The following is a 25406-nucleotide window of genomic DNA, read 5'->3' on the forward strand; positions in this document are numbered from 1 at the left end:
GGTTCTCATTCTAAATTTCCATAGACTTTTTGTAAATACTGTATGAAATAATGAACAGTTTTTACATATCGATTATTTGTTTTCTAAGAATAAGAAAAACTATCACTTTGGAATCAATAACCAACCAAACCCTCCGCGCAAACATATTCAGAGACATGGCTATATAGCGGTTCCTATCCACAAACGGAGGCTATCCGTAAGGCAAGACGCGAATACCGGAAGGGCGAACTCTCCCCCGCCGCCTACGAAGCTTTCCTGAAAGATACCATCCGGGAAATCGTCGGGCATCAGGAGGCCCTCGGGCTTGACGTGCTGGTCCACGGGGAACCGGAGCGCACGGATATGGTGGAATATTTCGGCCAACAGCTCGAAGGGTTCTGCTTTACGGACCACGGCTGGGTGTAGAGCTATGGCAGCCGCTGCGTCAAGCCGCCCGTCCTCTATGGCGACGTGTCCGGAAAGCAGCCAATGACCGCCTCATGGCTCGCCTATGCACAGAGCCTCACCCGAAAACCCATGAAAGGTATGCTCACCGGGCCGGTGACTATCCTGTGCTGGAGCTTTGTGCGTGATGATCTGGAACGCGAGGAGGTTGACCGCCAGCTGGCGCTTGCCCTCCGCGACGAAGTGCTCGATCCGGAACAGGCCGGGCTCAAGATCATCCAGATCGACGAAGCCGCGCTCCGCGAAGGCCTTCCTCTAAGGAAGGATGAGGCGGAAAAATATCTACAATGGGCCATCGGCGCCTTCCGCCTGACTGTTTCAGGTGTCGAGGACACGACACAAATTCATACGCATATGTGCTACAGCGAGTTCAATGCCATCTTGAAGTGGATCGCCGCCATGGATGCCAATGTCATCAGCATTGAGGCCAGCCGCAGCAACATGGATCTGTTACAGGCTTTTGTGGACTTCAAGTACCCAAGCGCAATCGGCCCTGGCGTCTATGATATCCATAGCCCCCACGTTCCCGGCCTGGAAGAAATACTGGAGCGCCTCGAACAGGGCTTACGGTTTATCGCCCCGGAAAAACTTTGGGTGAATCCCGATTGTGGGCTCAAAACCCGGGGATGGCCTGAAACGCTGCTTTCGCTTGGCAACATGGTGCAGGCCGTGTGGGTCCTCCGCGAGGAATACTCGGACACGCAAAACAAGGTTACCCGATAATGGAGACTCCACAAATGACTGGTTCCCTTTTCGCTGCATCCCAAAGAACAGTTGCCCCTTTCCGTTACGATATCGTCGGCAGTTTCCTCAGGAGCGATGCCCTCAAAGAGGCACGGAAGCGCTTTGCGCAGGGGCGGATAACCCAACGGGAGCTCCGCCAGGTCGAAGACGCCGAAATCGCCCAACTCGTAGCCAAACAAAAAGCCCTCGGCCTCCGTGCCGTCACCGACGGAGAATACCGCCGCAACTGGTGGCATCTCGATTTCCTCTGGAACCTCGACGGCGTCCGGAAAGTTGCGGCTGAACAAGGCTCCATTGCTTTCAAGAAATGTCAGACCAAGGCGGAAACCATCGAAATCGTCTCCAAAGTCGGCTTCAGTGGTCATCCTTTTATTGAAGACTTCAAGGCTGTACAGACACTTGCCGGGGACTCGCCAGCCAAGTTCACCATTCCCTCCCCGTCCATGCTTCACCTCATTACCGCCGTCCGGAATCAGCAGTACAAGCCCCTTGAGCGATATAGAGACAATGACACGCTTCTTGCGGACATCGCCGCCACCTATAAGAAGACCGTCGCGGCCTTTTACGAGGCGGGATGCCGATATCTGCAATTCGACGATACCAGCTGGGGGGAATTCTGCTCGGAGGAAAAAAGAGCCGGGTATATCGCCCGCGGTTTCGACATGGATCGCCTCGAACGGGATTATGTGTCCATGATCAATGAGGCTCTTTCCGAACGGCCGGTGGATATGACCGTCGCCATGCACATCTGCCGTGGCAATTTCCGCAGCACATGGTTCTCTTCAGGCGGTTACGAACCCGTAGCGGAGATCCTTTTCGGCAATACCAAGGTAGACGGCTTTTTCCTCGAATACGATAGCGACAGAGCTGGAGATTTCAGCCCTCTCCGATTCATGAAGGACCAGCAGGTCGTTCTGGGACTTGTTTCATCCAAGACAGGGCAACTTGAAGACAAGCAGTCCATCATTGAAAGGATCCGGGAAGCTACGGACTATCTGCCCGTCAACCAACTGTGCCTCAGCCCTCAATGCGATTTTGCATCCACGGAAGAAGGAAACCTGCTGACAGAAGAGGAGTAATGGACTAAGATCGCTTTCATAAAGGAAATTGCCGAATCCATCTGGAAATAAAAACAGAGTCCGGTACACGCTCATTCCGTGTACCGGACTTGTCTCATCATACGGAAAAAAACAAACAATGAGTCCAATAAAGGCAACCCTGTGCGGCTTTTGCGCCATTTTGATATGGAGTATGCTAATTGCGCTTAGCGCAGCGTAACCGAAGCCTTAGGCGCAACACTAGGCACCGCTTCGGTCTATAGCCTCGGTGCGCTTTTGCTGTTTCTGAAACAGGGCATTCCTGACCTCAAGACACTTTCCAAGCCATATCCGTTCATCGGAGGGTTCTTCTTCGTCGCCTATGAACTCCTGTTCTCCCAATCCTTCAACGGATGTCTTTTTCGTGACGCCTGTATGCCTAAAAGTATCCTACGATCAGCATAAATCAAAAAGATGAAATAAAAACAGACAAGTTACAACAAAAAATCAGACTGGCCTTGCCGAGTCTGGCTGCTAGTGGAATCAGATTTAATCCTACACAAGTTCGTCAAAAACGTGGGCGCTTCGATCCTCGTTGGAACAGTGATTACCTGGCCTTCCAACTCATGGCCTTCTGGTAGAGATAACAGGATGGAATGTAATGGGAAACCCATATCACGAGCAATATACCCAGAACTGGTGATAGTGATTCCAGTGGGATACTTGTTCCGCGAGTCAACTATTGTGAATTGGAGAACGTAATCGCTTTTTTCGTAACATTATATTGACAAAAGTAACACGAGGGCGTAGGCTTTAAAATAGTATTTTATATTCATTATATCCAAATAGTTGTGAGATGGACAAGGTCCGGCATCAAACAGGCATTATGGGAATACCGTTCCATCAAACACCATGACAAGGACATAAGCCATGTATAATCCGTCGTCATTGAATGCCGAAGAGTTCATATGCCACGACGAAGCCCTCGCCTCGATAGCATACGCGTCAGAGAACAGGAACAACCTCGGGCTGGTCGATTCCATCATCGAAAAGGCGGAACGAAAGAAGGGGCTCTCTCATCGCGAAGCATCCGTTCTTCTGGCCTGCGATGTGCCGGAAAAGGTTCAGAAAATCTATGCGCTGGCTGAGCGGATCAAACAGGATATCTACGGCAACCGCATCGTGATGTTCGCACCACTGTATCTGTCGAATTACTGCATAAACAGCTGCTCCTACTGTCCATATCATGCGAAAAACAAGCATATTGCGCGGAAAAAACTAACGCAGGAAGACATCGTCCGAGAAGTGACGGCTCTTCAGGACATGGGGCATAAACGACTCGCCATAGAATCCGGCGAGGATCCCCTCAATAATCCCATTGAATACATTCTGGAAAGCATCAGGACCATATATAGCGTCAAACACAGGAATGGGTCGATCCGCAGGGTCAACGTCAATATAGCCGCAACCACCGCCGAGAACTACAGAAAACTCAAGGACGCCGGAATCGGGACCTACATTCTGTTCCAAGAAACGTATCACAAGCAGAGTTATGAGAAGCTCCATCCGACGGGGCCGAAGCACAATTATGCCTATCATACCGAAGCGATGGACAGAGCCATGCAGGGTGGAATCGACGATGTGGGCATCGGTGTCCTGTTCGGCCTCGAAAGGTATCGCTACGAGTTCGCCGCGCTGCTGATGCACGCGGAGCATCTTGAAGCCGTACACGGCGTCGGCCCACACACCATAAGCGTACCCCGGGTGAAGCGGGCTGACGACATCGATCCCGACGAGTTCGGCAACGGCATCGACGACGAAACATTTGCCAAGATCTGCGCCTGCCTGCGGCTTGCCGTCCCCTATACGGGCATGATCATTTCGACCCGCGAAAGCAAGGCCACCCGGGAAAAGGTCATCCGGCTCGGCGTATCCCAGATCAGCGGGGCGTCGAAAACCAGCGTCGGCGGGTACGGTTCTCCGGACTCCGAAGAGGAAAATTCGGCCCAGTTCGACGTCAGCGACAACAGGACACTGGACGAGGTCGTCTGTTGGCTGATGGAGCTCGGCTTCATCCCGAGCTTCTGTACGGCCTGCTACCGGGAGGGCAGGACGGGCGACCGATTCATGGCGCTGTGCAAAAGCGGCAGAATTGCCGACTGCTGCCATCCCAACGGCTGATGACTTTGAAGGAGTATCTGGAGGACTACGCCTCCGAACAGGCGCGACGTACCGGTTCGGCGCTGATCCGGAGGGAACTGGGCAACATTCCGAACGAGAGGATCAGGCACATCGCGGTCGAACGTCTGGAGAAAATCGCGGCCGGACAGCGAGATTTCAGGTTTTAGCCGCCAGTTCTGGGGGGAGGCAGCCATGTTCCAGGAAGATCTTCTAAACAGCTGTTCAAAACGCCCTACACGGAGCTCTGCACCCGTGCAAGTGAGGAGCGCCAACGCGAGAAGGGGACGCATACCTTTGTCTGCGGGCGGGTCGAGTTCTCGAACCACTATGAACGGAACTGCCGCTATTGCGGGCTGCACTCGGCCAACCCCACGCCACACCGCCACCACCTTGCCGAAGGGGCTATCTTTGAAAGCGGAACGTACCGTAACACTACCGTTCTCCAGTCGGGTGGGATCCAGAAGACCAGCAACACCTTGCCCATATAGTGGATGCTCTCCGCATTCGTCTGCCCGCAACGGCGGTGCCCCTTAACGTCGGCGAGCATCCGGCGGATTCCTATATCCTATGGAAAGCCGACACTCCGTTCCCCTAACTCCATGCGGCACGGGGAGGATGTCATCATGGCGCGCCGGGGATGGAGCAGTTTTTTGTAACCTTATGAGCGACAGGAGGGTAGAATGACACGTGTCGTTATGGAACATGTCGAATACGAACTCAATGTGCCCGAAACAGGGGTACAACCTGACAGCCTGACCTTTGTTGAGATCGATCAGGAAAAGTGCATCGGGTGCGATACGTGCCAACAATACTGCCCTACTGGAGCCATCTACGGGGAAACTTTCGAGCCGCATACCATCAAATACCGGGAGATCTGTATCAATTGCGGGCAGTGCCTGACCCATTGTCCTTCGATGGCGATATACGAGGTTCGATCATGGGTCCCCAAACTGGAAAAAAAACTCAAGGACAGCCACGTGAAATGCGTGGCCATGCCAGCTCCGTCCGTACGCTATGCGCTCGGCGAAGCCTTTGGCCTGCCTGTCGGAACTGTGACTACTGGGAAGATGCTGTCCGCCCTCAAGGCATTGGGCTTCTCTCACTGTTGGGACACGGAATTCGCGGCAGACGTCACCATATGGGAAGAGGCGTCTGAGTTTGTGGAACGCTTGGGCGGCCAAAAAGATCTTCCCCAGTTCACATCTTGCTGCCCCGGCTGGCAGAAATACGCCGAAACGTTCTACCCGGAACTGCTGCCGCATTTTTCGTCCTGCAAGTCTCCCATCGGCATGAACGGTGCGCTGGCGAAGACCTACGGCGCGCAGCGGATGCAATACGCTCCCAAGGACATCTATACAGTGTCCATCATGCCATGTATCGCAAAAAAATACGAAGGATTGCGTCCGGAACTCAATTCCAGCGGACAGCAAGACATCGACGCCACTCTGACGACCCGTGAACTGGCCTACCTGATCCGTAAGGCAGGCATTGATTTCGCCAGCCTCCCGGACGGAGAACGCGACAGCCTGATGGGAGAATCCACAGGCGGAGCCACCATCTTCGGCGTGACCGGAGGCGTCATGGAGGCGGCACTGCGCTTCGCATATCAGGCCGTTACCGAAATCCGTCCGGATTCATGGGATTTCAAACAGGTCCGTGGGCTGAGCGGTCTCAAGGAATATACCGTGACCCTGGACGGCACGGAACTCCGCCTTGCCGTCGTGCATGGAGCCAAACGGTTCGCCGAGATCTGCGATCAGGTGAAGGCGGGGAACTCGCCGTACCATTTCATCGAATTCATGGCTTGCCCCGGGGGATGCGTCTGCGGCGGAGGACAGCCGCTTATGCCGTCCCTGTTCGCCTCGCTTGAGCGCAAAGCCCTCGGTTTCTTCGCTGGATTCAGGAAACGTCTCGCCCAATCTGCCAACGTTTAAAGGAGAAAGGCCATGTCATTCGCCACTGTGACCCGGCGCGGTTTTCTAAAGGGAGCCTGTATGCTTTCAGGGGGAATCCTTCTCGGTATCCGCATGACCGGCAAGGCCGCAGCTGCGGTAAAAGCATTCAAGGAGTACATGGGAGATCGTATCAATGGCGTCTACGGTGCCGACAAACAATTCTCCAAAAGAGCTTCCCAAGACAACGCGCAAGTGCGGACACTGTACGAATCCTATCTCGGCAAGCCGCTCGGCCATAAATCGGAAGAACTGTTGCATACCAAATGGTTTGACAAATCCGGCGCGCTCAAGGAGCTGACCGCGAAAGGAGTATACCCCAATCCACGTCACGTTAAGGAGTTCGTCGCATCCGGCTATCCATACGATGAATAGGCTCGGGACATTGCGCCGGAACGGCGGTGCGTAACCGCAGGGGGCGGGCATAGATATCCAATGCCCGATTCGGCTATGCCGCCTAACATGGAAACGGTGTCAACACCGTCAGCCGTCCCCTTTTCCGGGTACCCTGCCCCGGTACTCCGCGGCCTTATCGATCCCTCGTATTTTAAGGTAAGGAATGTTTGTCATGCCAAGACGTCATGTCTTTGTCACCGTTTTTTGCTGTTTGATGGCCGTGGTGGCGGTCGTAGGCTATACTCATGACACGGTTGGGAAAACGCCTGTCCGCCTCCTGCTCGAAAACGCCGGGGGACGGGTCGTGTTCGACCACCGGAGGCACGCTGAAGACTACAAGGTAGCCTGTGAAACCTGCCATCACGAATCGGCGGAGGCGCGCGAAAATGTCCAGCCCTGCGGCGCGTGCCACGGCGTCGACTTCGACGGCTCCTTCCGGGAGGATCACGTCGCTGCCTTTGCGGACGACGAGACGACCTGCGCGACCTGCCACCATATGGGCAGCGCGCCCGCGAAGTGGGACCACGCGGCCCATGCCGAGGAGTACGGCCTTTCCTGTACGGACTGCCATCATGCCAACGCCGACATCGAGCCGGAACCCGCCCGCTGCACGGCCTGCCACCTCGACAAGCCGATGGGGGACATCCCCGACATGAAGACTGCGGCACATGCCAAGTGCGCGGACTGCCATCAGAAATGGTTCGACGCGGGCATGAAGGGCTGCACAAGCTGCCATCCCTTTACGGACAACCGCAAGCTGTCCGCCTCCGGGCAGCCCGTGGACGTGAACCCCGGCGATGCCGACTGCACGGTCTGCCACGGAGACGTCAAGGCCTCGGAGCTCATCCCCGACCGCATGGAGGCCTTCCACGGCAACTGCATGAAATGCCACGAAAAGCACGGCAAGGGGCCGTTCCGCAAGGACCAGTGCAACCAGTGCCACACGAAATAGGCGGACTGTCATGAAGCAACGTTTCCAGATCCTCAACGATCCCCGTTTCCATCTCGTCTACGGGGTGACGCAGCGTTTCAGCTACGGGCCGTCGCCCAAGCTGGTCAGGCTCAACCGGGAAGGTTTCACGCTGGTTCCCGGTCTGAAAAGGAAAACCCCCGTCTATCCGGGTATGCTCCTCGGGGAGCATCCTGCACCGGACAAGGGCGACCTCTTCGCCTCCATCCACGGCGAAATCAGCGAAATCACGGAACGCAGCGTGTTCCTGGCCGCCACCGACCCTTCCAAGGACGCCCCAGAAGTGGAGCCCGTGGACCTGCTCGGGCAGGGGCTGGAAGGCGATGAGCTGGCCCTCGCTGTGAAAAAGATGGGCGTGAACACCCGCTCTCTTGGGCGGCGGTGCAAGACGCTGATCATCAACGCCCTGAACCCTGATCCCGGCGTAACGTGGGCGGAACCGATGCTTGTGTCGCACGTGGAGAACCTGCGGACGGGCATGGAGCTGCACCGCCGCATGGCCCGCGCGGACAACGTGATCCTCGCCGTGCCCAAAGGCTCCAAGGTGGCCTATGAGGGCATCCCGCTGGCCTATGTCGAGCCGGAATATCCCAACAGCGTAGACCAGCTGGTGATCAAGGCCGTGACCGGCGAGGAGAACCCCGAGGGTGTGGGCATCGTGGGCTTGCACAACATCTGGAGCCTCGGGCGCGTGGGCCGCCTCGGACGTCCGCTCATCGAAACGGTCGTCACCATCGGCAGTTACGAACACTCGGGCAACTACATCGTGCGCGACGGCTCCACCATCGGGGAGCTGCTGCAATTCGCCAACATCCGGCTCAAGGACGGCGACACGGTGGTGCGCGGCGGCCCGTTGCGCGGCGAGAGCCTCGACCGGCTCGACCGCAGCGTCACCAAAGGGACCTACGGCATTTTCGTAGTCGAGGCCGGAACCATCCCACCGATGGAAGGGCACAGCCCCTGCGTAAGCTGCGGGGCGTGCGTGCTGGTCTGTCCGGCGCGGCTCAAGCCGAGCAACCTCAGCCGATACGCGGAGTTCGCTCTGCACGAACGTTGCCGTGCCGAGCACATCGAATCCTGTCTGGAGTGCGGCCTCTGCGGGTATGTCTGCATCGCCCGGCGCCCCGTCCTCCAGTACATCCGCCTCGCCAAGCGCAAGCTTGCGGAGATGGAGCGGGACAAGGGACTGGTCGAACTGAAGACGAAGTAACTCTAGGGAGAAAATCCCAGAAGGGCGGCTCTGCCTTTTAGGTTTCTTGAAAACAGATATTTTTAGCAATGAACTGATGTTACGGCATTTTTATGATGCCACTTAGGGGAGGAAACCCCTCCGCCGGGGAAGAGCGTCCGGAAAACAAACTTATTCCGGCCCGCTTGGAAAAGCAGACTGGAACGGAGCCTTTTCTCCGTACGGCACAGGAAACGAACGGGAACGGGGAATCGTCTCCGCACCGCTGAGAAAGACGAACAGGGAGCGTGTCCAAGGCGAACGGTTTTACATAACTATCTATTACGTAATGATAAAGCGTAAAGAAAACCATTCGCGGCCCGATGCGATCCAAACAGGAACGGACTTCCAAACCGCCCCCGCCCCCCTTACAACCGTCTTTGAAAGGAGAGGGGTGGAACCTGGGGATGCGAGAGGGAAGCTTTCAGGAGGATATGGCCGATGTCGCAAACGAATCAACAGCCGGTACTGCTGGCGGTGAGCGCGCCGCCGTTCTGGCACTGCGGGCGGACGGTGAAGAAAGCGAGCTACGCGATGCTGCTGGCACTGGCTCCGGCGGCGTTCATGGCGGTGTGGCACTGGGGCATCCCTGCGGCGCGGGTTATGGCACTGGCGATGGTGACCGGGATCGCCACCGAGGCGCTCTGTCAGAAGATCATGGGCCAGGATATCAGTGTGGACGATTTTTCCGGAGCGGTTTCCTGCCTGCTGTTCGCATTCCTGCTGCCCGCCAACGCCCCGTGGTGGCTGGTTATGCTCGGGGCAGCACTGGCGATTGGCCTCGGCAAGATGGCCTTCGGCGGGTTGGGAGCCAACGCTGTCAACACCGCGCTCGTCGGCTGGGCCATGTTGTACGTCTCGTGGCCCGCGCTCATGGACCCGAACTCCATGCAGCTCGACACCAGCTTCATCGATCCTCTGGTGCGGCTCAAATATTTCGGAGCCGGAGCGGTCAGCCACATCGACCTGACCGACCTTCTCCTCGGCAACCAGATCGGCGGGCTGGGCGCTTCGCAGGCGGGCGCACTGTTCATCGGCGGATCGTATCTCGCCGCACGCGGCACCATCCGCTGGGAAATCGCCCTCAGTTTCTTTGTGGGCGTGTTCCTCACCGCCGCGCTGTACAACGTGATCGATGCCGAGCGGTTCGCCACCCCCTTCTTCCACCTGTGCACCGGCTCCACCTTCCTCGGCGGTTTTTTCCTCGCCACGGAGTGGGCCAGCTCGCCGGGACGGCAAATCCCCATGATGCTCTACGGACTCATCGGCGGGGCGATGGTGATCATCATCCGCGTCTACGGAATCTATCCGGACGGCGTGCCCTTCGCCATCCTGCTGATCAACCTGCTGGCCCCGCTGCTCGATTCCATCCACCCCAAACCGTTCGGAGCGAGGTAGGTCATGCTTGCCATCATCAGAATGATTGTGGTGCTCTCCTCGATTTGCGGCCTGTCCGGGTTCGCGCTCTCCTACCTCAAGATCTCCACGGCCCCGCGTATTGAGGAGCAGGTGCTCACCTATGTGCAGGGGCCTGCGATCCTGAAGGTTTTTGCCGACATCGACAACTCGCCCATCGCGGAGCGCAAGACGTTCACGCTCGACGGCGCGAAAGTGACCGTGTTCCCCGGCAAGAAGGACGGCAAGCTCGTCGCCGTCGCGCTGGAGCACTTCGGGAAGGGCTTCGGTGGCGACGTGGGCGTCATGGTCGGCTACGACGTGAACCGCGACACCCTCACCGGCATCGGGATCACCACCATGAAAGAAACCCCCGGACTCGGCACGCGTGTGGCGGACCCGGCCTTCACCGGACAGTTTACCGGCAAACCCGCCGACGCGCGGCTCAAGTCGCAGGGCGGGGACATCGACGCCGTTTCCGGCGCGACCATTTCTTCCACCGGCGTGGTGACCGCGCTCGGCAACGCCGCGAAGGTCTATGCGGCGCTCAAGCCTGAAATCGTCAAGGCCTGGCAGTAAGGGGAAAGCTATGCGGCAACTCGTCAAGGAATTCACCAAGGGCCTGTGGACCGAGCTTCCCCCGTTCCGGCTGGTGCTCGGGCTGTGCCCGACCCTCGCCGTGACCAAAACCGCCGACAACGGCCTTGGCATGGGGCTGGCGGTCATCTTCGTGCTCGTGCTCTCCAACATGCTCATCTCGCTGGTGCGCGACATCATCCCCCAAAAAGTCCGCATCGTCTGCTTCATCGCCATTTCCGCGTCGCTCGTGGTTGCCGTGGAACTGCTCATGCAGGCCTACGCCTACCCGCTGTACCAGCAGCTCGGCATTTTCGTGCCGCTCATCGTGGTGAACTGCATCATCCTGGGCCGGGCCGAAGCCTTCGCCGCCAAAAACACGGTCCCGCTCGCCATCGCGGACGGGCTGGGCATGGGGCTGGGCTTCACCATGTCCCTGACTTTCCTCGGTTCCATCCGCGAAGTGTTCGGGGCTGGAACGCTGTTCGGGACGCCGGTGATGTGGGAGGGGTTCAGGCCCTTCTCTGTTATGGTCGAGGCTCCGGGCGCGTTTCTTTGCCTCGGGTTGATCCTTGCTGCCATGAATCTGATCAACCGCTGGCAGGCCAAGCGCAAAGGCCGGGAAGAACCCGAAAACATCTCCAGCGGCTGCGCGTCCTGTGGTGGCTGCTCGGGAGGCAAATCATGAGTGTCTTCGAACTCTTCATCTCCGCCATTTTTGTCAACAACATCGTGCTGGCCCAGTACCTCGGCAACTGCCCGTACCTCGGCTGTTCCCGCGACAAGGGGGTCGCCGTCGGCATGGGCAGCGCGGTGATCTTCGTCATATTCATGGCGACGCTGTGCACGTGGCTCATGCAGCGGTATGTGCTGGTTCCCTTCGAGCTTGGCTACTTGCAGACCATCGTGTTCATCCTCGTGATCGCGGGTTTGGTGCAGTTTGTGGAAATGTTCCTCAAGAAGGCTATCCCGCCGCTGTATTCCGCGCTCGGCATTTTCCTGCCGCTCATCACCACCAACTGTGCGGTGATGGGCGTGACCATCCTCGTGCAGCGCGAGGAGTACGACCTGACCACCTCGCTGCTCTACGCGGTGGCGTCGAGCCTCGGCTTCATGCTCGCGCTCATCCTCATGGCGGGCATCCGCGAACGGCTGGACACCTGCCGTGTGCCCAAGGCACTCATGGGAACCCCCATCGCGCTGATCATGGCGGGGCTGATGTCGCTGGCCTTCATGGCCTTCAAGGGTATGACCTCATAGAAAAGGAAAACCGTTATGGTTATGATATCGGTACTGGTGCTCCTCGGGCTCGGGCTGGTGACGGCGACGGTGCTCGCCGTGGCGTCCCGCGTCTTCCATGTTGAGGAGGACCCGCGCGTGCAGGCCGTGCTGGAGGCCCTGCCCGGCGCGAATTGCGGCGGCTGCGGCTATGCGGGCTGCGAAGGCTACGCAACCGCCGTGGCGACGGACCCCGCCGTGCCTGCGAACCGCTGCTGCGCCGGAGGTGCGGAAACAAGCATTGCGGTGGGCGAACTGACCGGCAAGACGGTGGCGGCCTCGGATCCGCTGGTGTCGTTCCGCCGCTGTGACAAGGTGGCGGGCAACGTGGCCCTGCGCTATGATTATCAGGGTATGCCTTCGTGTGCGGCGGCCGCCGGTCTGGTGGGCGGTTCGGATTCGTGCTCCTATTCGTGCCTCGGCTTCGGGGACTGCGTGCAGGTGTGCCCCTTCGACGCCATCGAAGTGCGGGGTGGCCTTGCGCGGGTGAACGCCTCCAAGTGTACGGGCTGCGGAAAGTGCGCGGAAACCTGCCCCCGCAACGTGCTGGAACTCGTTCCGGCTCGCGCCCGGGTGATGGTCTTCTGTTCCACCAAGGACAGGCTCAAGGCCGTGACGGAAGTCTGCAAGGTCGGCTGCATCAAGTGCGGGCGTTGCGTCAAGAGCTGTCCCGCCGGTGCGGTCACGCTGGAGAACGACCGCATCCACATCAATCATAAGGTCTGTCTGACCTACGGCCCGGAATGCGGGGAAGCCTGCGCCGCCGCGTGCGCGCGCGAGGCCCTGCGGGTGCTCTGTCCGAGCGCGCCTCTGAAGTCCGAAGCCCCCGCCGGCGCGACGTCGGCTCCGGGCAAGCCGCTGGACGCGAAGTCCGCAGCGCAGGCCGCCCCGGCATCCCAGGGAAAGGCCGCGCCCGCTCCGGTTCAGTCCGCCCTGGCGGCCCCGGAAGCGTCCCCCGCTCCCGCAGCGAAGGAGAATGTATCATGATGACGAGACGGGTATTCCTCGGCATGGCGGGCGTCGCCGGAGCCGGGTTGTGGCTAGGGGTTCCGGGACTTGCGCAGGCCGCCGTGTCCCGCGAGACGAAAGTGATGCTCGGGACGTTCGTGGACGTTTCGGTGGCGGGCGTTTCCTCTATGCAGGCGTCGGACGCGCTGGGTCTGGCCTTTGCGGAGGCGTCGCGTCTGGAGCGGGTGTTCAGCCGGCACGACGGCGGCACGCCGGTGAGCGAGCTGAACCGTGCGGGCCGTCTGCGGGCCGCGCCCGCCGAATTGGTACGGGTGGTGAACCGGTCGCTGTTTTACGGCGCACTGACGGGCGGGAGTTTCGATGTGACGGTGCAGCCGGTGATCGATCTCTTCCGGGCACACCGCAATCCCTCCGGCGAGCTGACGCTGGACGATTCGGAGCTTCGGGCGGCCCGCGCGCTGGTGGGCCGCCGGGGACTTCAGGTTTCGGGAGCGGATCTGTCCTTTGCGCGTTCGGGTATGGGCATCACGCTGGACGGCATCGCCAAGGGGTATATTGCGGACCGGGTTTCCGCCGTGCTGACGTCCGCCGGGGTGAAGAACCATCTCGTGAATGCGGGCGGGGACATCATGGCCTCGGGGCATAAGTCGCCGGGTGTGCCGTGGCGAGTTGCGGTGCAGTCACCCACGGGGCCGGCCTATGCGGGCGAGCTTTCGCTTTCCGGCAAGGCTATTGCGACGTCCGGCAGTTACGAAATCTATTATGATGCCTCGCGCAGGCATCACCATCTGATCAACCCGGTCTCCGGCTTCAGCCCCGCCGTGGGAAGCGTCTCGGTCGTCGCAGGCACGGCGATGGAGGCGGACATCCTCGCGACCGCGCTGTCCATCCTCCCTCCCTCCGACGCCCTGAAGCTCGTGCAGGGCCTCCCCGGTCGTGAGTGTTGCATTCTCTCGCCAGACGGTTGCATATATACCTCACCAGGATGGGCCTCCTTCGCCTAGGCACTACCGCCGAACCTTTATTGGCAGGCCATATGCGATGAGAGCTTTTCCTGTGCATGTTTTTTGCAATTTACCCATCAGGTTACTTGTTGGGAAAAGATAGCCATACACCCCCAATTAAGCTGGCGTGTTCCTCCGGGGACACGGTGGCCAGACATCACAATCCGGAAACTGTTCGATCACCACTTCAGCCTGTGCTCAAAACGCCCGGTAACAATCAAGCAAGATGTATATCATGCCAGACCGCTACTCGAATTTATGGAAAACAGACCGGTATCGTCCATAATCCAAAAAGAAATCCTGGCCTTCTGCAAATCCCAGAAAATGTCTGGCATGGCCCAATCCACCATCCACAGGCACATTTCTTTGCTACGCTCTGTAGCGAATTTTGGAAAAAAAGAAGGATATCTGTCTTCAGCCATTGAGAGCTGTTCCGTTTCAAAAGAAAGAGTCAGAAGGACTCCCCCGCCGAGCGTCTCAGAACTCAATGCACTTCTGCGCGTCGCTGCCCCGCATATCCAGCGCGTCATCCTACTTGGCATTTATACGGGTGCCCGCATCGGCCCGAGCGAACTCTTTTCCCTGAAATGGGATGATGTTGACCTTACCCGCGGCGTTATCGGTATACGGCTTGTAGGACAAATTCTGAATGCTCGACATGGACGGGAGAGCCAGCTCAAAACGAAGCCGCTCCCGGGCAGTATATGATAAAGGCCAGCGAAAATAATGCATTGGCTGTCATCGGAAAAAAACGATACATTCGCGGCCACGCAGCAATGCGCTCCATGTCACTGATTCGTTTTTATACCATCGGCCAACAGGCCTATCAGGTCGTTTCTTCAAGCTTATCCAGCGATAACCGTATAACTGAACGTCGACGGCACGGTTTGCCGCCGAAGGAAGGAATGGAACATGCGGCGGATACGAAGGCGGTTTGGCTCCACAAGTCTGCGCTTGAAGGGCTTTTGGAAAAACATCAGGCCGAAGATCGGCAGCATGTCTGGGACGTACTGGATAAAGCCCGTTCATTGTCGGGGCTCTCGCTTGAGGACGTGGCCGGTCTCATGGCCGTTCACTCACAGGATTTACTGGACGAACTGTTTCATACGGCCAAATCCGTGAAGGAAGAGATCTACGGAAACAGGATTGTCCTTTTTGCTCCTCTGTACATCTCCAACCTCTGTTCCAATGAGTGCCTGTACTGCGCATTCCGACGATCCAATAAAGAGGCGATCCGCCGGGCATTGAATCCGGACGAGATCTGGCAGGAAACAAAGATCCTGCTCCGGCAGGGGCATAAGCGCGTACTCATGGTGGCTGGCGAGGCGTATCCCGGAAGCGGTATTGATTATGTACTGGAATTCATTGACGCGATTTACGGTGCGGAAGAGAATGGCAGCCGCATTCGCCGGGTGAACGTGAACCTCGCCCCCCTGTCCGTAGAGGATTTCCGCCGCCTGAAGGAACGGAACATCGGTACGTTCCAGCTTTTTCAGGAAACCTACCATCGGCCGACCTACGGCAGGGTTCACCTTGCCGGGCCCAAGAAGGACCTTGACTGGCGGGCATCGTATTCGACCGTGCCATGCAGGCGGGCATCGACGACGTGGGCATGGGGCTGCTCTACGGGCTATATGACTAGCGGTTCGAGACGTTGGAGCTCATGGCCCACATCGCGCATCTTGAGGAGCGGTTTGGGGTCGGCTGTCATACCATCAGCGTGCCGCATCGAACCGGCCATCGGGTCGGATTTGGCCTCCCGGCCGCCGTACACCTTGAACGATCAAAATTTTCTCAAGCTTGTCGCCATATTGCGCCTTGCCGTGCCGTACACGGGCATTATCATGTCCACTCGGGAAAAACCGGCTATCCGGCAGCGGACGCTGGAACTCGGCGTTTCCCAGATTTCGGCGGGCAGCCGTACCAATCCGGGTGGCTATCAGGAATCCAGCCAGTTCGAGGCGGCACAATTTCAGCTTGGCGATCACCGCTCCCTCGCGGAAGTGATTGCCGATCTCGGACAGCACAAATTCATTCCCTCTTTCTGCACCGGCTGTTATCGTCTCGGCCGTACCGGCAACGATTTCATGGGTCTGGCGAAACCGGGCCTCATCAAGGAAAAATGCGCGCCCAACGCCCTGTCCACCTTTGAGGAGTATCTTCTCGACTACGGCACACACGAAGCGCGGGAGGCCGGGGAGCGCGCCATTGCGGCGGCGTTGGACGGTATGGACGGCAGGATCCGGAAGGTTTCCGAAAACCTGCTCGCCAAGGTGCGGGACGGCCGCAGGGACGTCTGCTGTTAGGAACCTTCTTACAATGAACAGAGCGGACGGCTTCCGGATCGGGCAATCCCTGAGCCGGGAGCCGTCCCGTCAGGGAATGAAATACATGGTGGAACGGAACCATATCAACGTATTGCGTCGTGAAGTGCTCAGACGGATCGCCGAGTCCTTTCTCCACTATGCGGATTTCGGCAACAGCGTGGAACGCATCCCCTTTGTCATGCGTCCCAAAAATACGAGACCAAGCCGATGCTGTATTTATAAGGATCGCGCCATATTGCGCTTTCAGGTCATGGCCGCGCTCGGATTCCGGCTTGAAGACGAGGAAGACGACTCCACGCCTCTGTCCGTGTATGCTGAAAAGGCCTTGGAACGGGAACAGCCTTCGGCCCCAATCCTGACCGTATGCGATACGGCCTGTCAGGGATGCATTCCCGCACGATACAATGTGACCGACGCGTGCCAGAACTGTATTGCCCATCCTTGCATCGGGTCCTGTCATTTCGGAGACAAGATAACGGTCACCAACGCGATGAAATCCTTCGCCAAAAACGGCATGTAACCCATGCGCCGGATGCTTTGCCGATTGCCTTTCCCGCAGGAACGGGTGTTGAACGATGGATTGAAGGCAGGAGAAAGGGTATGCAACGGAACGATATTCTGAAACTGCTTTTCGAAACGCCGTACGAGACTCTGCGTGAGCGCGCCGACGAGGTGCGGGCCCGGGAAAAGGGAGAGCATGTCTTTGTCCGAGGCCTGATCGAATTCTCGAACCGTTGCGAACGGAACTGCCGATACTGCGGCCTGCGTTCGGCGAATCCGTCCCTGAAACGTTACCGTCTTGACGAGGCTCAAATTGTCGAGGCGGCGGAGCGGGCCGTGGCTTTCGGCGTGGACACTCTCGTCCTGCAATCCGGCGAGGTCCATGATGAGCCGCAACGTATCGCCCATATGGTGGATGCTCTCCGCACACGGTTCCCCGTGGCCGTTACCCTGAGTGTCGGAGAGCAGCCCACTGCTTCCTACGCGCTGTGGAAGGAGGCGGGCGCATCCCGCTTCCTTCTGAAGCATGAAACGGCGGATGCATCCCTGTACGCTGCCCTGCATCCCGGATACACGCTCGCGCAACGGGTGGATGCGCTGCAACGCCTGCGGCGGGCCGGCTATGAAATTTGCGGGTCATGGCCGTACTGCGCATCGCTCTGCCGTGGTCCAATCTCCCCGCGACAACGGCTTTGGCGTCGCTTGATCCCGTTTCAGGGCAACGGGAGGGCCTGCTCGCCGGCGGCAATGTGCTCATGCCCGGTTTCACGCCGGCGGCCCACCGGGAAGACTACTGTATTTATGACAACAAACATCGAGTCAGTATGGATGAGGCCCGTCAGGTCATCGAATCGGCGGGGCGCACCCATTCTCTACACAGGGAGGGGTGACATGCTGGATGCGCCTAAGGGCCTCAGGTTGCACATCGGCCTTTTGGGTCGGCGGAATGTGGGTAAATCATCGCTGCTCAACGCGTTGGCCGCACAATCCGTGTCCATCGTATCCGATACGCCGGGAACGACCACGGATCCGGTGGAAAAGACGTTGGAATTCGCCCCGCTGGGGCCAGTCGTTTTTCTGGATACGGCGGGATTGGACGATGAGGGCGAACTCGGGAGACAGCGCACGGAACGCACGCTTGCCGTATTGCCTCGAACGGACATGGCTTTGGTGGTGACGGCGGAAAACGTCTGGGGTCACTACGAAGAAACCATCGTGAGCAGGCTCAGGGAGCAGGCAATTCCGTTCCTTGTGGTCATGAACAAAACGGAGTCGTCCGTTGCTTCCAAGGATCGCCTACCCGATGCCATGAGGGGCCTCCCCATGGTACGCGCTTCCGCGAAAACGGGCGAAGGCCTCGAAACGATCCGCCGCGAACTGGTTCGGCTGTCGCCTGGCGAATCGCTTCACGAAGCACAGCTAGTGGCGGATCTGCTTCCCGAGAAGGGAGTCGTCATCCTCGTCGTCCCCATCGATTCCGGCGCGCCGAAGGGCCGGCTCATTTTGCCGCAAGTGCAAACCATCCGGGATGCCCTTGATGGACACAAGTTATGCCTTGTGGTGACGGAAGGAGAACTCGGGGCGGCCTTCGCCTGCCTGAAGGAACCGCCGGCTCTGGTGGTCTGCGATTCGCAGGTGGTGCGCCGCGTGGCGCTGGAGACGCCGCAGTCCGTCCCTTTGACGACCTTCTCGATCCTGATGGCCCGCCTCAAGGGAGATCTGCCGCTCCTCGCCGCCGGGGCCGCCGCCATTGGGAACCTCAAGCCCGGCGACAGCGTGCTCATGATGGAGGCCTGTTCCCACCACCCGCAACAGGACGATATAGGGCGGATCAAGATTCCCCGCCTGCTCCAGCAGTATGCGGGCGGAGAGCTGCGCTTTGACATGTGTGCGGGCAAATCCCTTACGGACTGTCCCGGATCATACGATCTCATCGTCCATTGCGGCGGGTGTACACTCACGCGGCGGCAAATGCTCGGCCGCCTGCGCTCCGCTCAAAGCAGAGGCATCCCCATGACGAACTACGGCGTCGCCATTTCCTTCACGCAGGGCGTACTCAAACGGGTGCTAACACCATTCCCCGATGCCCTCGCCGCCTGCGAGCTGGCCCATGAAACGTGTCATGACGCTCAATCAAAAACAAATAAGGAATCCGGCTGGAGAGGATACATTTTCATTGGCCCCCGATGAGGCCGGGACTGTTGCGGGTGGAAGGACATGCCGTCTGGATTCTTCTGAAAAAAACAAAGATACCATATGATTCCACCCGGTGGGCACGGAAGCCCCTTCGCCCCGTTTCAGCGTACACGCTGGAGCCCCTGTTTTTACACATACTCAAGGCCGCCGTTTCCCCAGTAATTGCGAAACCTGTTCAGGGAAGCCAATTAAAGTTTTCTTATGCACGAAATGTCTCTTGTTACAAGCTTGTTATCCATCATTCGCGAGGAGATGGAACGGCACGCTCTGCACCGTCTGTTGCAAGTACGCGCACGGTACGGCGCTCTGGCGAACATCGTTCCGGAAGCACTGTCCGTCGCGTTCGAGGCTCTTACGGCAGGAACGGATTGGGAAGGGGCTGTGTTGCAAGCCGAAGAAATCCCCCTCTCGCTCAAGTGTTCTCGATGCGGACAAATCTTTTCTCCCGCTCGGCAGAAACGTTTTTCGGCACCGTGCCCTTTCTGTGGAGAAGAACAAGGGCACTCCATAGGAGCGGGACGGGAACTCTATATCCAGAGCATGGAAGCGGGATAAAGGAGTTATCTCATGGAAATACCAGTTATTCGCAACGTTCTTGAAGCCAACGAAAAACTGTCGGCACGTCTGAAGGAACATTTCGCCAGGCACGGCATTCTTACCTTGAACCTCATCAGTTCCCCCGGCGCGGGAAAGACTTCCCTACTCGAACGGACGCTTGCGGATCTTTCCCCCGAGTTCCGCATGGCCGTTATCGAAGGCGATCTCCAAACGGACAACGACGCCCAACGTGTAGCCGCCACCGGAGCTCAGGCTGTGCAGATCAACACGGAAGGCGGCTGTCATCTCGACAGCAATCTTGTCATGGAAGCGTTGGGGGCGCTCGACCTGAGCGAAATCGATATCTTGTTCATTGAAAACGTGGGAAATCTTGTCTGCCCTGTGGAGTTCGATTGTGGCGAGGATGCCAAGATCGCCCTCCTCAGCCTCCCCGAAGGCGACGATAAGCCCGAAAAGTACCCGTTTCTCTTCAACCGTGCCAGTGCCATGATCCTGAATAAAATCGACCTGCTTCCCTATCTGGATTTTGACATGGAAACCGCCGCGCGACATGCCCGCCATCTTAATGCCGCTCTCCCCGTCTTTAAAATATCCTGCCGTACGGGTGACGGGCTTGAAGAATGGTATGACTGGCTCCGTCAGGCTGTCCGCGCCAAACGCAGCGCACCAAACGAATAAGACGCATGTTCTTCGTCTGAACATTTCTTGTCTGAAAAGGTATGCACGGTACCCAGTATCCATGCATACCTTTTCATTTCAGGAAGGTTGGAGCTAGAACTTGTAGTTTACGCTAAAAGCTGCCTGGAAATTGTTTTCCTTGTATAAATCATTCCAGAGCTCCTTATCGGCATCGAGATAGATATACCCAAGCTCAAAGGCGAGGGTAAGCCCCTCGTACAGCTTGTATTGGGAATCAAAATTGACTTCCCACAGTTTGTCTTTGGTGGTGAGGTACATATTATTGCCGACAGTAGCCATTGCGTCACGAGCGACCACCCCGCCGCGTACCATTTCCGTATTGTTCGTGCCTTTGACCATCGCGACGCGGAACGCGTGACTCAAAGCTTCAATAAAGGAAATATCCTTCAACTCCGCCATGATCCCCCAGCTGCCGCTGATATCCGTTCCGTTAAACGTGCTGGAACGGTTATACATCCCGCCGTCATATCCGAAAGAGGTCAACGCCACGTCAGTATCGATGACGGGCATACGTTCGGAACCGTCAAGCGCGTTCGCGTCATCACCGGAAGCGTACCAGAACGTAAGGCCGGGTGTGACAAAATCCGTTTTGCATTCAGCTGCCAGGGCGGCATACCAGCCCGCGCGCTTCAGATCTTGATTGCCCGTTTTCCCCATATCCACCTTTCCGTAAACACCATCTACGGCGACCCTGAGCGGGCTGAACAACGTCATTTCAGCGGAAAGGCCGCCCCACCATGCGTTGCCGTGATTGTCTTTGGAGTCGGCGACAACCTTCCCGGTGCCAACGGGAAGCAATCCGCTGGCGACTCCGGTCTTGTTGTTCGCACCGGCACCGAAACGGGTGTCTTTACCGATCGCGCTGTACATTCCGAAGGGGTTCATCCTGATGCCATCGAACTGCACCGGAACCGCCAGCCCGATGACGTCCATCGCATCGTGGCTGTTGTATGTATACAGCAACGTGTTGTCCTTGTCATATACGGAAACAGTACGTTCATCGTTATTGTACGCACGAACCCAAAAAAGCGTGGCCCCCACGTTTTCAGTGAAATTTCCGGAAAGCGAGATCCCGGCACCGTCGGTCATGAATGCCGCGTACGGTACCGCAAATGTCGCAATGTCGAAGAGCTGAAGGCCCATGCGGACTTTTGCGTCCGTCTCCGGGATATTCCAGTCGACATAACTATAGCGCACCTTGACGACCTTACCGTCCGTTCCGAGGGCGGCATCATTTGTTCCCCAGTTTTGATGGCCCACTTCAAAAAAGACGACGCCCTTGAGCGAATCGGAAGCCACGATATCGATCTGCGTGCGCAACCGTGTGGAAGCCTTGAATCTATCGACAGAAGCATTCGCTGATTTGAGGGGGTTGCGATCAGCCCAGGAAAAACCGTTTTGCCATTGTCCCTTAATATTCACGTCAGCCGCCCGCGCCCCGCTCGTCATACTTAAAAGAAGGCCCGCCGCAAGGAACAACATCATTGCACGTTTCATCATCACCTCTCTAGCGTCAAAGGTTATACGATGGGCTCTCCCCCCAAGCACGGTGCGGAGGAATTCATGGCGGAGCCTTATACTGTTGCGACGCAAGCGTCAGGGTTAAAGGGGATAACGGATTGAAGGAGCCGTTGTGCATATCCGCTGGATGCCCTTGCCAGGTGCTCCTTCTCCAAGGATTCCGCGATGGTCCCCTCATGAAGAAACATAATATGATCACATAAGTAGGTGACGGCCTGAACATCATGGGCAATGAACAGGTAGGTCATGTCCCCCTTCAGCTCCAACAGCAGTTCCAGCACTTGCGCCTGTACGGACACGTCAAGCGAGCTCACGGCCTCGTCGAATACGATGAAACGGGGCTTGGTCGCTATGGCTCGCGCGATGCACACCCGCTGGAGCTGCCCACCGCTCAACTCGTGGGGATAACGGTTCCGCAGCGCCTTCGGGAGCCCGACCCGCTCAAGCAGTTCCGGGATTGCGCATGACGCGTCCAGCCGCAAGATATCCAACGGCTCTCTGATGAGTTCCTCCACCGTGAATCTCGGGTTGGCGGAGGATGTATAGTCCTGGAACACAACGCTCATTTGCCCAGGATGTTCCTTGCTCCATACCTGAACAGAGCGGCCTTCCAAGAATACCTGCCCACTGTCCGGCTGTTCCAAGCCAAGGATCAGCCTTCCGAGCGTGCTTTTCCCCCCGCCGCTTTCGCCGATGAGCCCTACGGAAGAGCCTTCGGACAGTGTGAGGTTCACGTCTCTGAGGACCGGCTGCCGTTTTTTCCTCCAAAAGCCTCCCGATACCGGATAGCTTTTGGAGACATTGCGGACCTCAAGCAACGGCGTTTCCCGATGTGCTACCGACATTGCATCACCCTCTCGAAGGCTTTGGACAACGTGGCTCTCGTGTCCACGAGATAACGCGTATAGGGATGCCGTGGAGCGGAGAAAAGCTCCGCTCCGCCGTATTCGACGCCGACGCCGTCCTTCATGACCAAGACTTCCTGCGCGAGCTGGCGGACGACGCCAAGATCATGGGAAACCAAAATCAGGCTGCTCCCGAACCGTTCCCGGATCCAATGGAATTGTGCCACAACCTCCCGCTGGTTCATGGAGTCCAGCGCCGTTGTGGGCTCATCGGCAATGATGATATCGGGGCGTTGAAGCAACGCCACCGCGATCATACACCGCTGCAACATGCCTCCGGAAAGCTGGTACGGATATTTCTTGAGCACATCCAACGGATTGTGGATGTGCATCATCTCCAGAGCCTCAACGATGCGTCCCCTGCTCTCCTTTTCCGAAAAAGCCGATGTCGTCACCCGGAGTGTTTCAAGAAGCTGCGCCCCCATGGAGTAAAGAGGATCGAACGCCGTCATCGGTTGCTGGACTATCATGGCGATTCGCTTGCCGCGGATGCCGCGCACGGTTTCCCGACCTGCCTGCAAGAGGTCGATGCCGCCGAAACGGACACTGCCGGAAACCCGCAAGGAAGGAGGCGCCAGTCCCAACAGCGCCAGGCACGTCAGCGATTTGCCGCTGCCGCTTTCCCCAACGACGCCAAAGCATGTTCCCGGTTCAAGGCAAAAATGCACATCCCGTACGATCAGCGCCCCAGTAAGGGAGTCTCGGACAGTCAAATCCCGCACTTCAAGTAAGCTCATGAACGTTCCCTGCCCGCGTGTTTGGGATCAAAGGCGTCACGCAGGCTGTCGCCTAAAAAATTGAATGCCGCCACAACCAACAGAATGGCCATGCCAGCCGGGATCATCTGCAACGGATACAGGGTCATGACCTCCTTCGCCTCATTGAGCATCATGCCCCACTCCGGGGTGGGGGGCTGCACGCCCAACCCGAGGAAAGACAATGCTGAAATCATCAGGATCACGCTTCCCGTATCCAGCGTCGTCAGGACAAAGAGTTCGCCGGCTGTGCCGGGCAACAGATGCCGCATCATGATCCTGATGGATGATCCGCCAGCGACCTTGGCAAACCGGATATAGTCCTTGTCCGAATACTGCCGGACGATGGAACGGACCATACGCGCATACCACGGCCACTTGGCCACCACGTTGGCGATGACCACGTTTTCCAGGCCCGGGCCCGTCATGCCCACAATAGCGAGAATCATGACCTCGCTGGGGAAGGACATCATGACGTCGCATATGCGCATAAGCACATCGTCGATACGGTTGCGGAAAAAACCGGAAACAAGGCCGACGCACGCCCCCAACGCGGAAGTTATGGCCATAGTGAGCAAGGACAGAAACACCGTCGCGCGTATGCCGTAGACAAGACGCGAAAGGACGTCGCGCCCAAGCTGATCCGTCCCAAAGGGATGATGCCAGCTCCACGGCGCGAACTTGTCCCCGACGTCGATAAGCGTCGGATCGGACAAGGGAAGTATGGGAGCGAGGAGGCCCAATACAAGAACACCCCCCAAGAACCCCATGCAGGCCAGCGCCAGCCTGTCTCTTTGCAGACGAATCCACGGGGACATGCTAGAATTCCTTCCTCAACCGGGGATCGACGGCAGCGCTCAGGATATCCACCAATACGTTACCGACTACAAAAAGAACCGCCATGATCAGCACATAGGCCTGGATGACGGGAAAATCACGGTTGAAGATCGCCGCCACGCAAAGCCTTCCGATGCCGGGCCATGCGAAAATGCTTTCCACGACAAAGGTTCCGGCTATAAGCTTGGGCAGCGACATACCCAGTGCGGTCAGCGAAGCCTGAAGCGAATTCTTAAACATATGGCGGGTGATCGAGCGCTCGGGCAAACCGCGTACCCGTGCGTAGAGAATGTAGTTTTCCTGCTTATTCTGAATCATGTTGGCGCGGATAAGCCGCGTATAGGTGGCGATATATGCAAGGGACAACGTGACCGCAGGTAAAAGGACGGAGCTGGGACCGTCCATCCCGCTCGTCGGAACGAGATCAAGTTTGACGGCAAACAGCCACATGAGGAGAAGCCCGGCCCAGAAACTGGGCATGGCCGTACCAAGAAAGACACCGCCACGGATGAGCCGGTCGAGAAAGGTTCCTTCATACAACGCACAGACGATCCCGGCGGAGAGACTGCACACAAGCGTCAGGCACAGAGCCGCTCCGGCAAGAACGAGGGTCGCGGGCAGCGCCTTTTGGATTTCACCAAGTACGGGTTTGTCGTCCACATAACGATTGCCGAAATCCCCATGCAAGGAGTTGTTCAGCCAAGCCACATAACGCGTCAAAAAAGGTTTATCCAGGCCGAACTTTGCACGGGTTTCCGCGAGCACCTCTTCCGTGGGAGTGACTTCATTGACACGCACGGCCACTTCCGCAGGGTCGCTGGGGCTCAGATTGATCAGCACGAAAGACAGAAACGAAATCCCAATAAGGATGGGGATGAGGTTGAGCAGGCGACGAAAAAGATAACTCCCCATACGAAACTCCTTAAGCATCAC

The 25406-nt window shown here is 57.8% G+C and carries 23 protein-coding genes and 2 pseudogenes; 19 read left to right on the plus strand and 6 right to left on the minus strand.

Translation table 11 applies throughout. From position 1 onward, the window contains the following. Positions 1–168: 168 nt before the first annotated feature. From metE to T370_RS0100360, 13 genes and pseudogenes are all read left to right on the plus strand, one after another. Positions 169–1167, plus strand: a pseudogene (gene metE, locus T370_RS22495) (5-methyltetrahydropteroyltriglutamate--homocysteine S-methyltransferase); the annotation flags it as partial. A 14-nt stretch (positions 1168–1181) separates the two neighbouring features. After that, positions 1182–2267: a 5-methyltetrahydropteroyltriglutamate--homocysteine S-methyltransferase gene (locus T370_RS22500; protein ID WP_051643703.1), complete on the plus strand. Its 1086-nt coding sequence runs from the start codon at positions 1182–1184 to the stop codon at positions 2265–2267. 888 nt (positions 2268–3155) lie between these two features. Beyond that, complete coding sequence (hydG, locus tag T370_RS22505) at positions 3156–4406, plus strand: [FeFe] hydrogenase H-cluster radical SAM maturase HydG (RefSeq protein WP_248604174.1); 1251 nt, start codon at positions 3156–3158, stop codon at positions 4404–4406. A 680-nt stretch (positions 4407–5086) separates the two neighbouring features. Then, positions 5087–6340: a [FeFe] hydrogenase, group A gene (locus T370_RS0100315; RefSeq protein WP_029434344.1), complete on the plus strand. Its 1254-nt coding sequence runs from the start codon at positions 5087–5089 to the stop codon at positions 6338–6340. 12 nt (positions 6341–6352) lie between these two features. Then, a complete protein-coding gene (locus T370_RS0100320; RefSeq protein ID WP_029434345.1) occupies positions 6353–6733 on the plus strand; it encodes an iron hydrogenase small subunit in 381 nt (126 codons plus the stop codon). Between the two features lie 193 nt (positions 6734–6926). Then, positions 6927–7706 (plus strand): cytochrome c3 family protein, encoded by a 780-nt coding sequence (locus T370_RS0100325; RefSeq protein ID WP_016360821.1) that lies wholly within the window; start codon positions 6927–6929, stop codon positions 7704–7706. A gap of 10 nt (positions 7707–7716) precedes the next feature. Continuing rightward, the gene (locus tag T370_RS0100330) at positions 7717–8934 is read left to right on the plus strand and encodes an electron transporter RnfC (RefSeq protein WP_029434346.1); all 1218 of its coding nucleotides are present in this window, start codon (positions 7717–7719) and stop codon (positions 8932–8934) included. A 459-nt stretch (positions 8935–9393) separates the two neighbouring features. Next, complete coding sequence (locus T370_RS0100335) at positions 9394–10350, plus strand: RnfABCDGE type electron transport complex subunit D (protein WP_005026522.1); 957 nt, start codon at positions 9394–9396, stop codon at positions 10348–10350. Between the two features lie 3 nt (positions 10351–10353). After that, on the plus strand, positions 10354–10926 hold the full coding sequence (gene rnfG / locus T370_RS0100340; protein WP_005026519.1) for an RnfABCDGE type electron transport complex subunit G: 573 nt from the start codon (positions 10354–10356) through the stop codon (positions 10924–10926). A 10-nt stretch (positions 10927–10936) separates the two neighbouring features. Continuing rightward, the gene (rsxE, locus tag T370_RS0100345; protein WP_029434347.1) at positions 10937–11611 is read left to right on the plus strand and encodes an electron transport complex subunit RsxE; all 675 of its coding nucleotides are present in this window, start codon (positions 10937–10939) and stop codon (positions 11609–11611) included. Next, on the plus strand, positions 11608–12183 hold the full coding sequence (locus T370_RS0100350; RefSeq protein ID WP_005026515.1) for an electron transport complex protein RnfA: 576 nt from the start codon (positions 11608–11610) through the stop codon (positions 12181–12183). Before rsxE ends, T370_RS0100350 begins: the two co-directional genes overlap by 4 nt. Before the next feature lie 15 nt (positions 12184–12198). Further along, positions 12199–13188 carry an RnfABCDGE type electron transport complex subunit B gene (gene rnfB, locus T370_RS0100355; protein ID WP_029434348.1) on the plus strand — a complete coding sequence of 330 codons (990 nt, stop codon included), beginning with the start codon at positions 12199–12201 and terminating at the stop codon, positions 13186–13188. Beyond that, positions 13185–14174: an FAD:protein FMN transferase gene (locus T370_RS0100360; RefSeq protein WP_029434349.1), complete on the plus strand. Its 990-nt coding sequence runs from the start codon at positions 13185–13187 to the stop codon at positions 14172–14174. Before rnfB ends, T370_RS0100360 begins: the two co-directional genes overlap by 4 nt. 233 nt (positions 14175–14407) lie before the next feature. On the opposite strand, the gene T370_RS25855 is transcribed toward T370_RS0100360, so the two are convergent. Next, positions 14408–14596 (minus strand): hypothetical protein, encoded by a 189-nt coding sequence (locus tag T370_RS25855; protein ID WP_029434350.1) that lies wholly within the window; start codon positions 14594–14596, stop codon positions 14408–14410. Positions 14597–15079: 483 nt separating this feature from the next. On the opposite strand from T370_RS25855, the gene T370_RS22510 reads away from it, so the two are divergent. The 6 genes and pseudogenes from T370_RS22510 to hypB all read left to right on the plus strand — a co-directional run bounded on the left by T370_RS22510 (position 15080) and on the right by hypB (position 20434). Then, complete coding sequence (locus T370_RS22510; RefSeq protein ID WP_248604175.1) at positions 15080–16480, plus strand: radical SAM protein; 1401 nt, start codon at positions 15080–15082, stop codon at positions 16478–16480. 13 nt (positions 16481–16493) lie between these two features. Further along, positions 16494–17021, plus strand: coding sequence for a hypothetical protein (locus tag T370_RS0100380; RefSeq protein ID WP_029434351.1), 528 nt, complete (start codon positions 16494–16496; stop codon positions 17019–17021). A gap of 80 nt (positions 17022–17101) precedes the next feature. After that, positions 17102–17892: pseudogene (locus T370_RS24020) on the plus strand (radical SAM protein). A gap of 1 nt (position 17893) precedes the next feature. After that, complete coding sequence (gene hydF / locus T370_RS0100385; RefSeq protein ID WP_029434352.1) at positions 17894–19192, plus strand: [FeFe] hydrogenase H-cluster maturation GTPase HydF; 1299 nt, start codon at positions 17894–17896, stop codon at positions 19190–19192. A 207-nt stretch (positions 19193–19399) separates the two neighbouring features. Beyond that, complete coding sequence (locus T370_RS0100390; RefSeq protein WP_029434353.1) at positions 19400–19753, plus strand: hydrogenase maturation nickel metallochaperone HypA/HybF; 354 nt, start codon at positions 19400–19402, stop codon at positions 19751–19753. Between the two features lie 12 nt (positions 19754–19765). Beyond that, a complete protein-coding gene (gene hypB, locus T370_RS0100395) occupies positions 19766–20434 on the plus strand; it encodes a hydrogenase nickel incorporation protein HypB (protein WP_029434354.1) in 669 nt (222 codons plus the stop codon). Positions 20435–20527: 93 nt separating this feature from the next. Here the strand turns inward: hypB and T370_RS0100400 are convergent, their stop codons facing one another. The 5 genes from T370_RS0100400 to opp1B form a co-directional block, all read right to left on the minus strand. Further along, on the minus strand, positions 20528–21952 hold the full coding sequence (locus tag T370_RS0100400; RefSeq protein WP_029434355.1) for an outer membrane homotrimeric porin: 1425 nt from the start codon (positions 21950–21952) through the stop codon (positions 20528–20530). A gap of 77 nt (positions 21953–22029) precedes the next feature. Then, positions 22030–22821: an ABC transporter ATP-binding protein gene (locus T370_RS0100405; RefSeq protein WP_029434356.1), complete on the minus strand. Its 792-nt coding sequence runs from the start codon at positions 22819–22821 to the stop codon at positions 22030–22032. After that, complete coding sequence (locus T370_RS0100410; RefSeq protein ID WP_029434357.1) at positions 22812–23618, minus strand: ABC transporter ATP-binding protein; 807 nt, start codon at positions 23616–23618, stop codon at positions 22812–22814. The genes T370_RS0100405 and T370_RS0100410 overlap by 10 nt, the downstream gene beginning before the upstream one ends. Further along, on the minus strand, positions 23615–24454 hold the full coding sequence (opp1C, locus tag T370_RS0100415; RefSeq protein WP_029434358.1) for a nickel/cobalt ABC transporter permease: 840 nt from the start codon (positions 24452–24454) through the stop codon (positions 23615–23617). Before opp1C ends, T370_RS0100410 begins: the two co-directional genes overlap by 4 nt. 1 nt (position 24455) lies before the next feature. Next, complete coding sequence (opp1B, locus tag T370_RS0100420; RefSeq protein WP_029434359.1) at positions 24456–25385, minus strand: nickel/cobalt ABC transporter permease; 930 nt, start codon at positions 25383–25385, stop codon at positions 24456–24458. Between the last annotated feature and the right edge of the window lie 21 nt (positions 25386–25406).

Origin of the sequence: Bilophila wadsworthia ATCC 49260, from assembly GCF_000701705.1 — a bacterium.
Taxonomy (GTDB): Bacteria; Desulfobacterota; Desulfovibrionia; order Desulfovibrionales; family Desulfovibrionaceae; genus Bilophila; species Bilophila wadsworthia.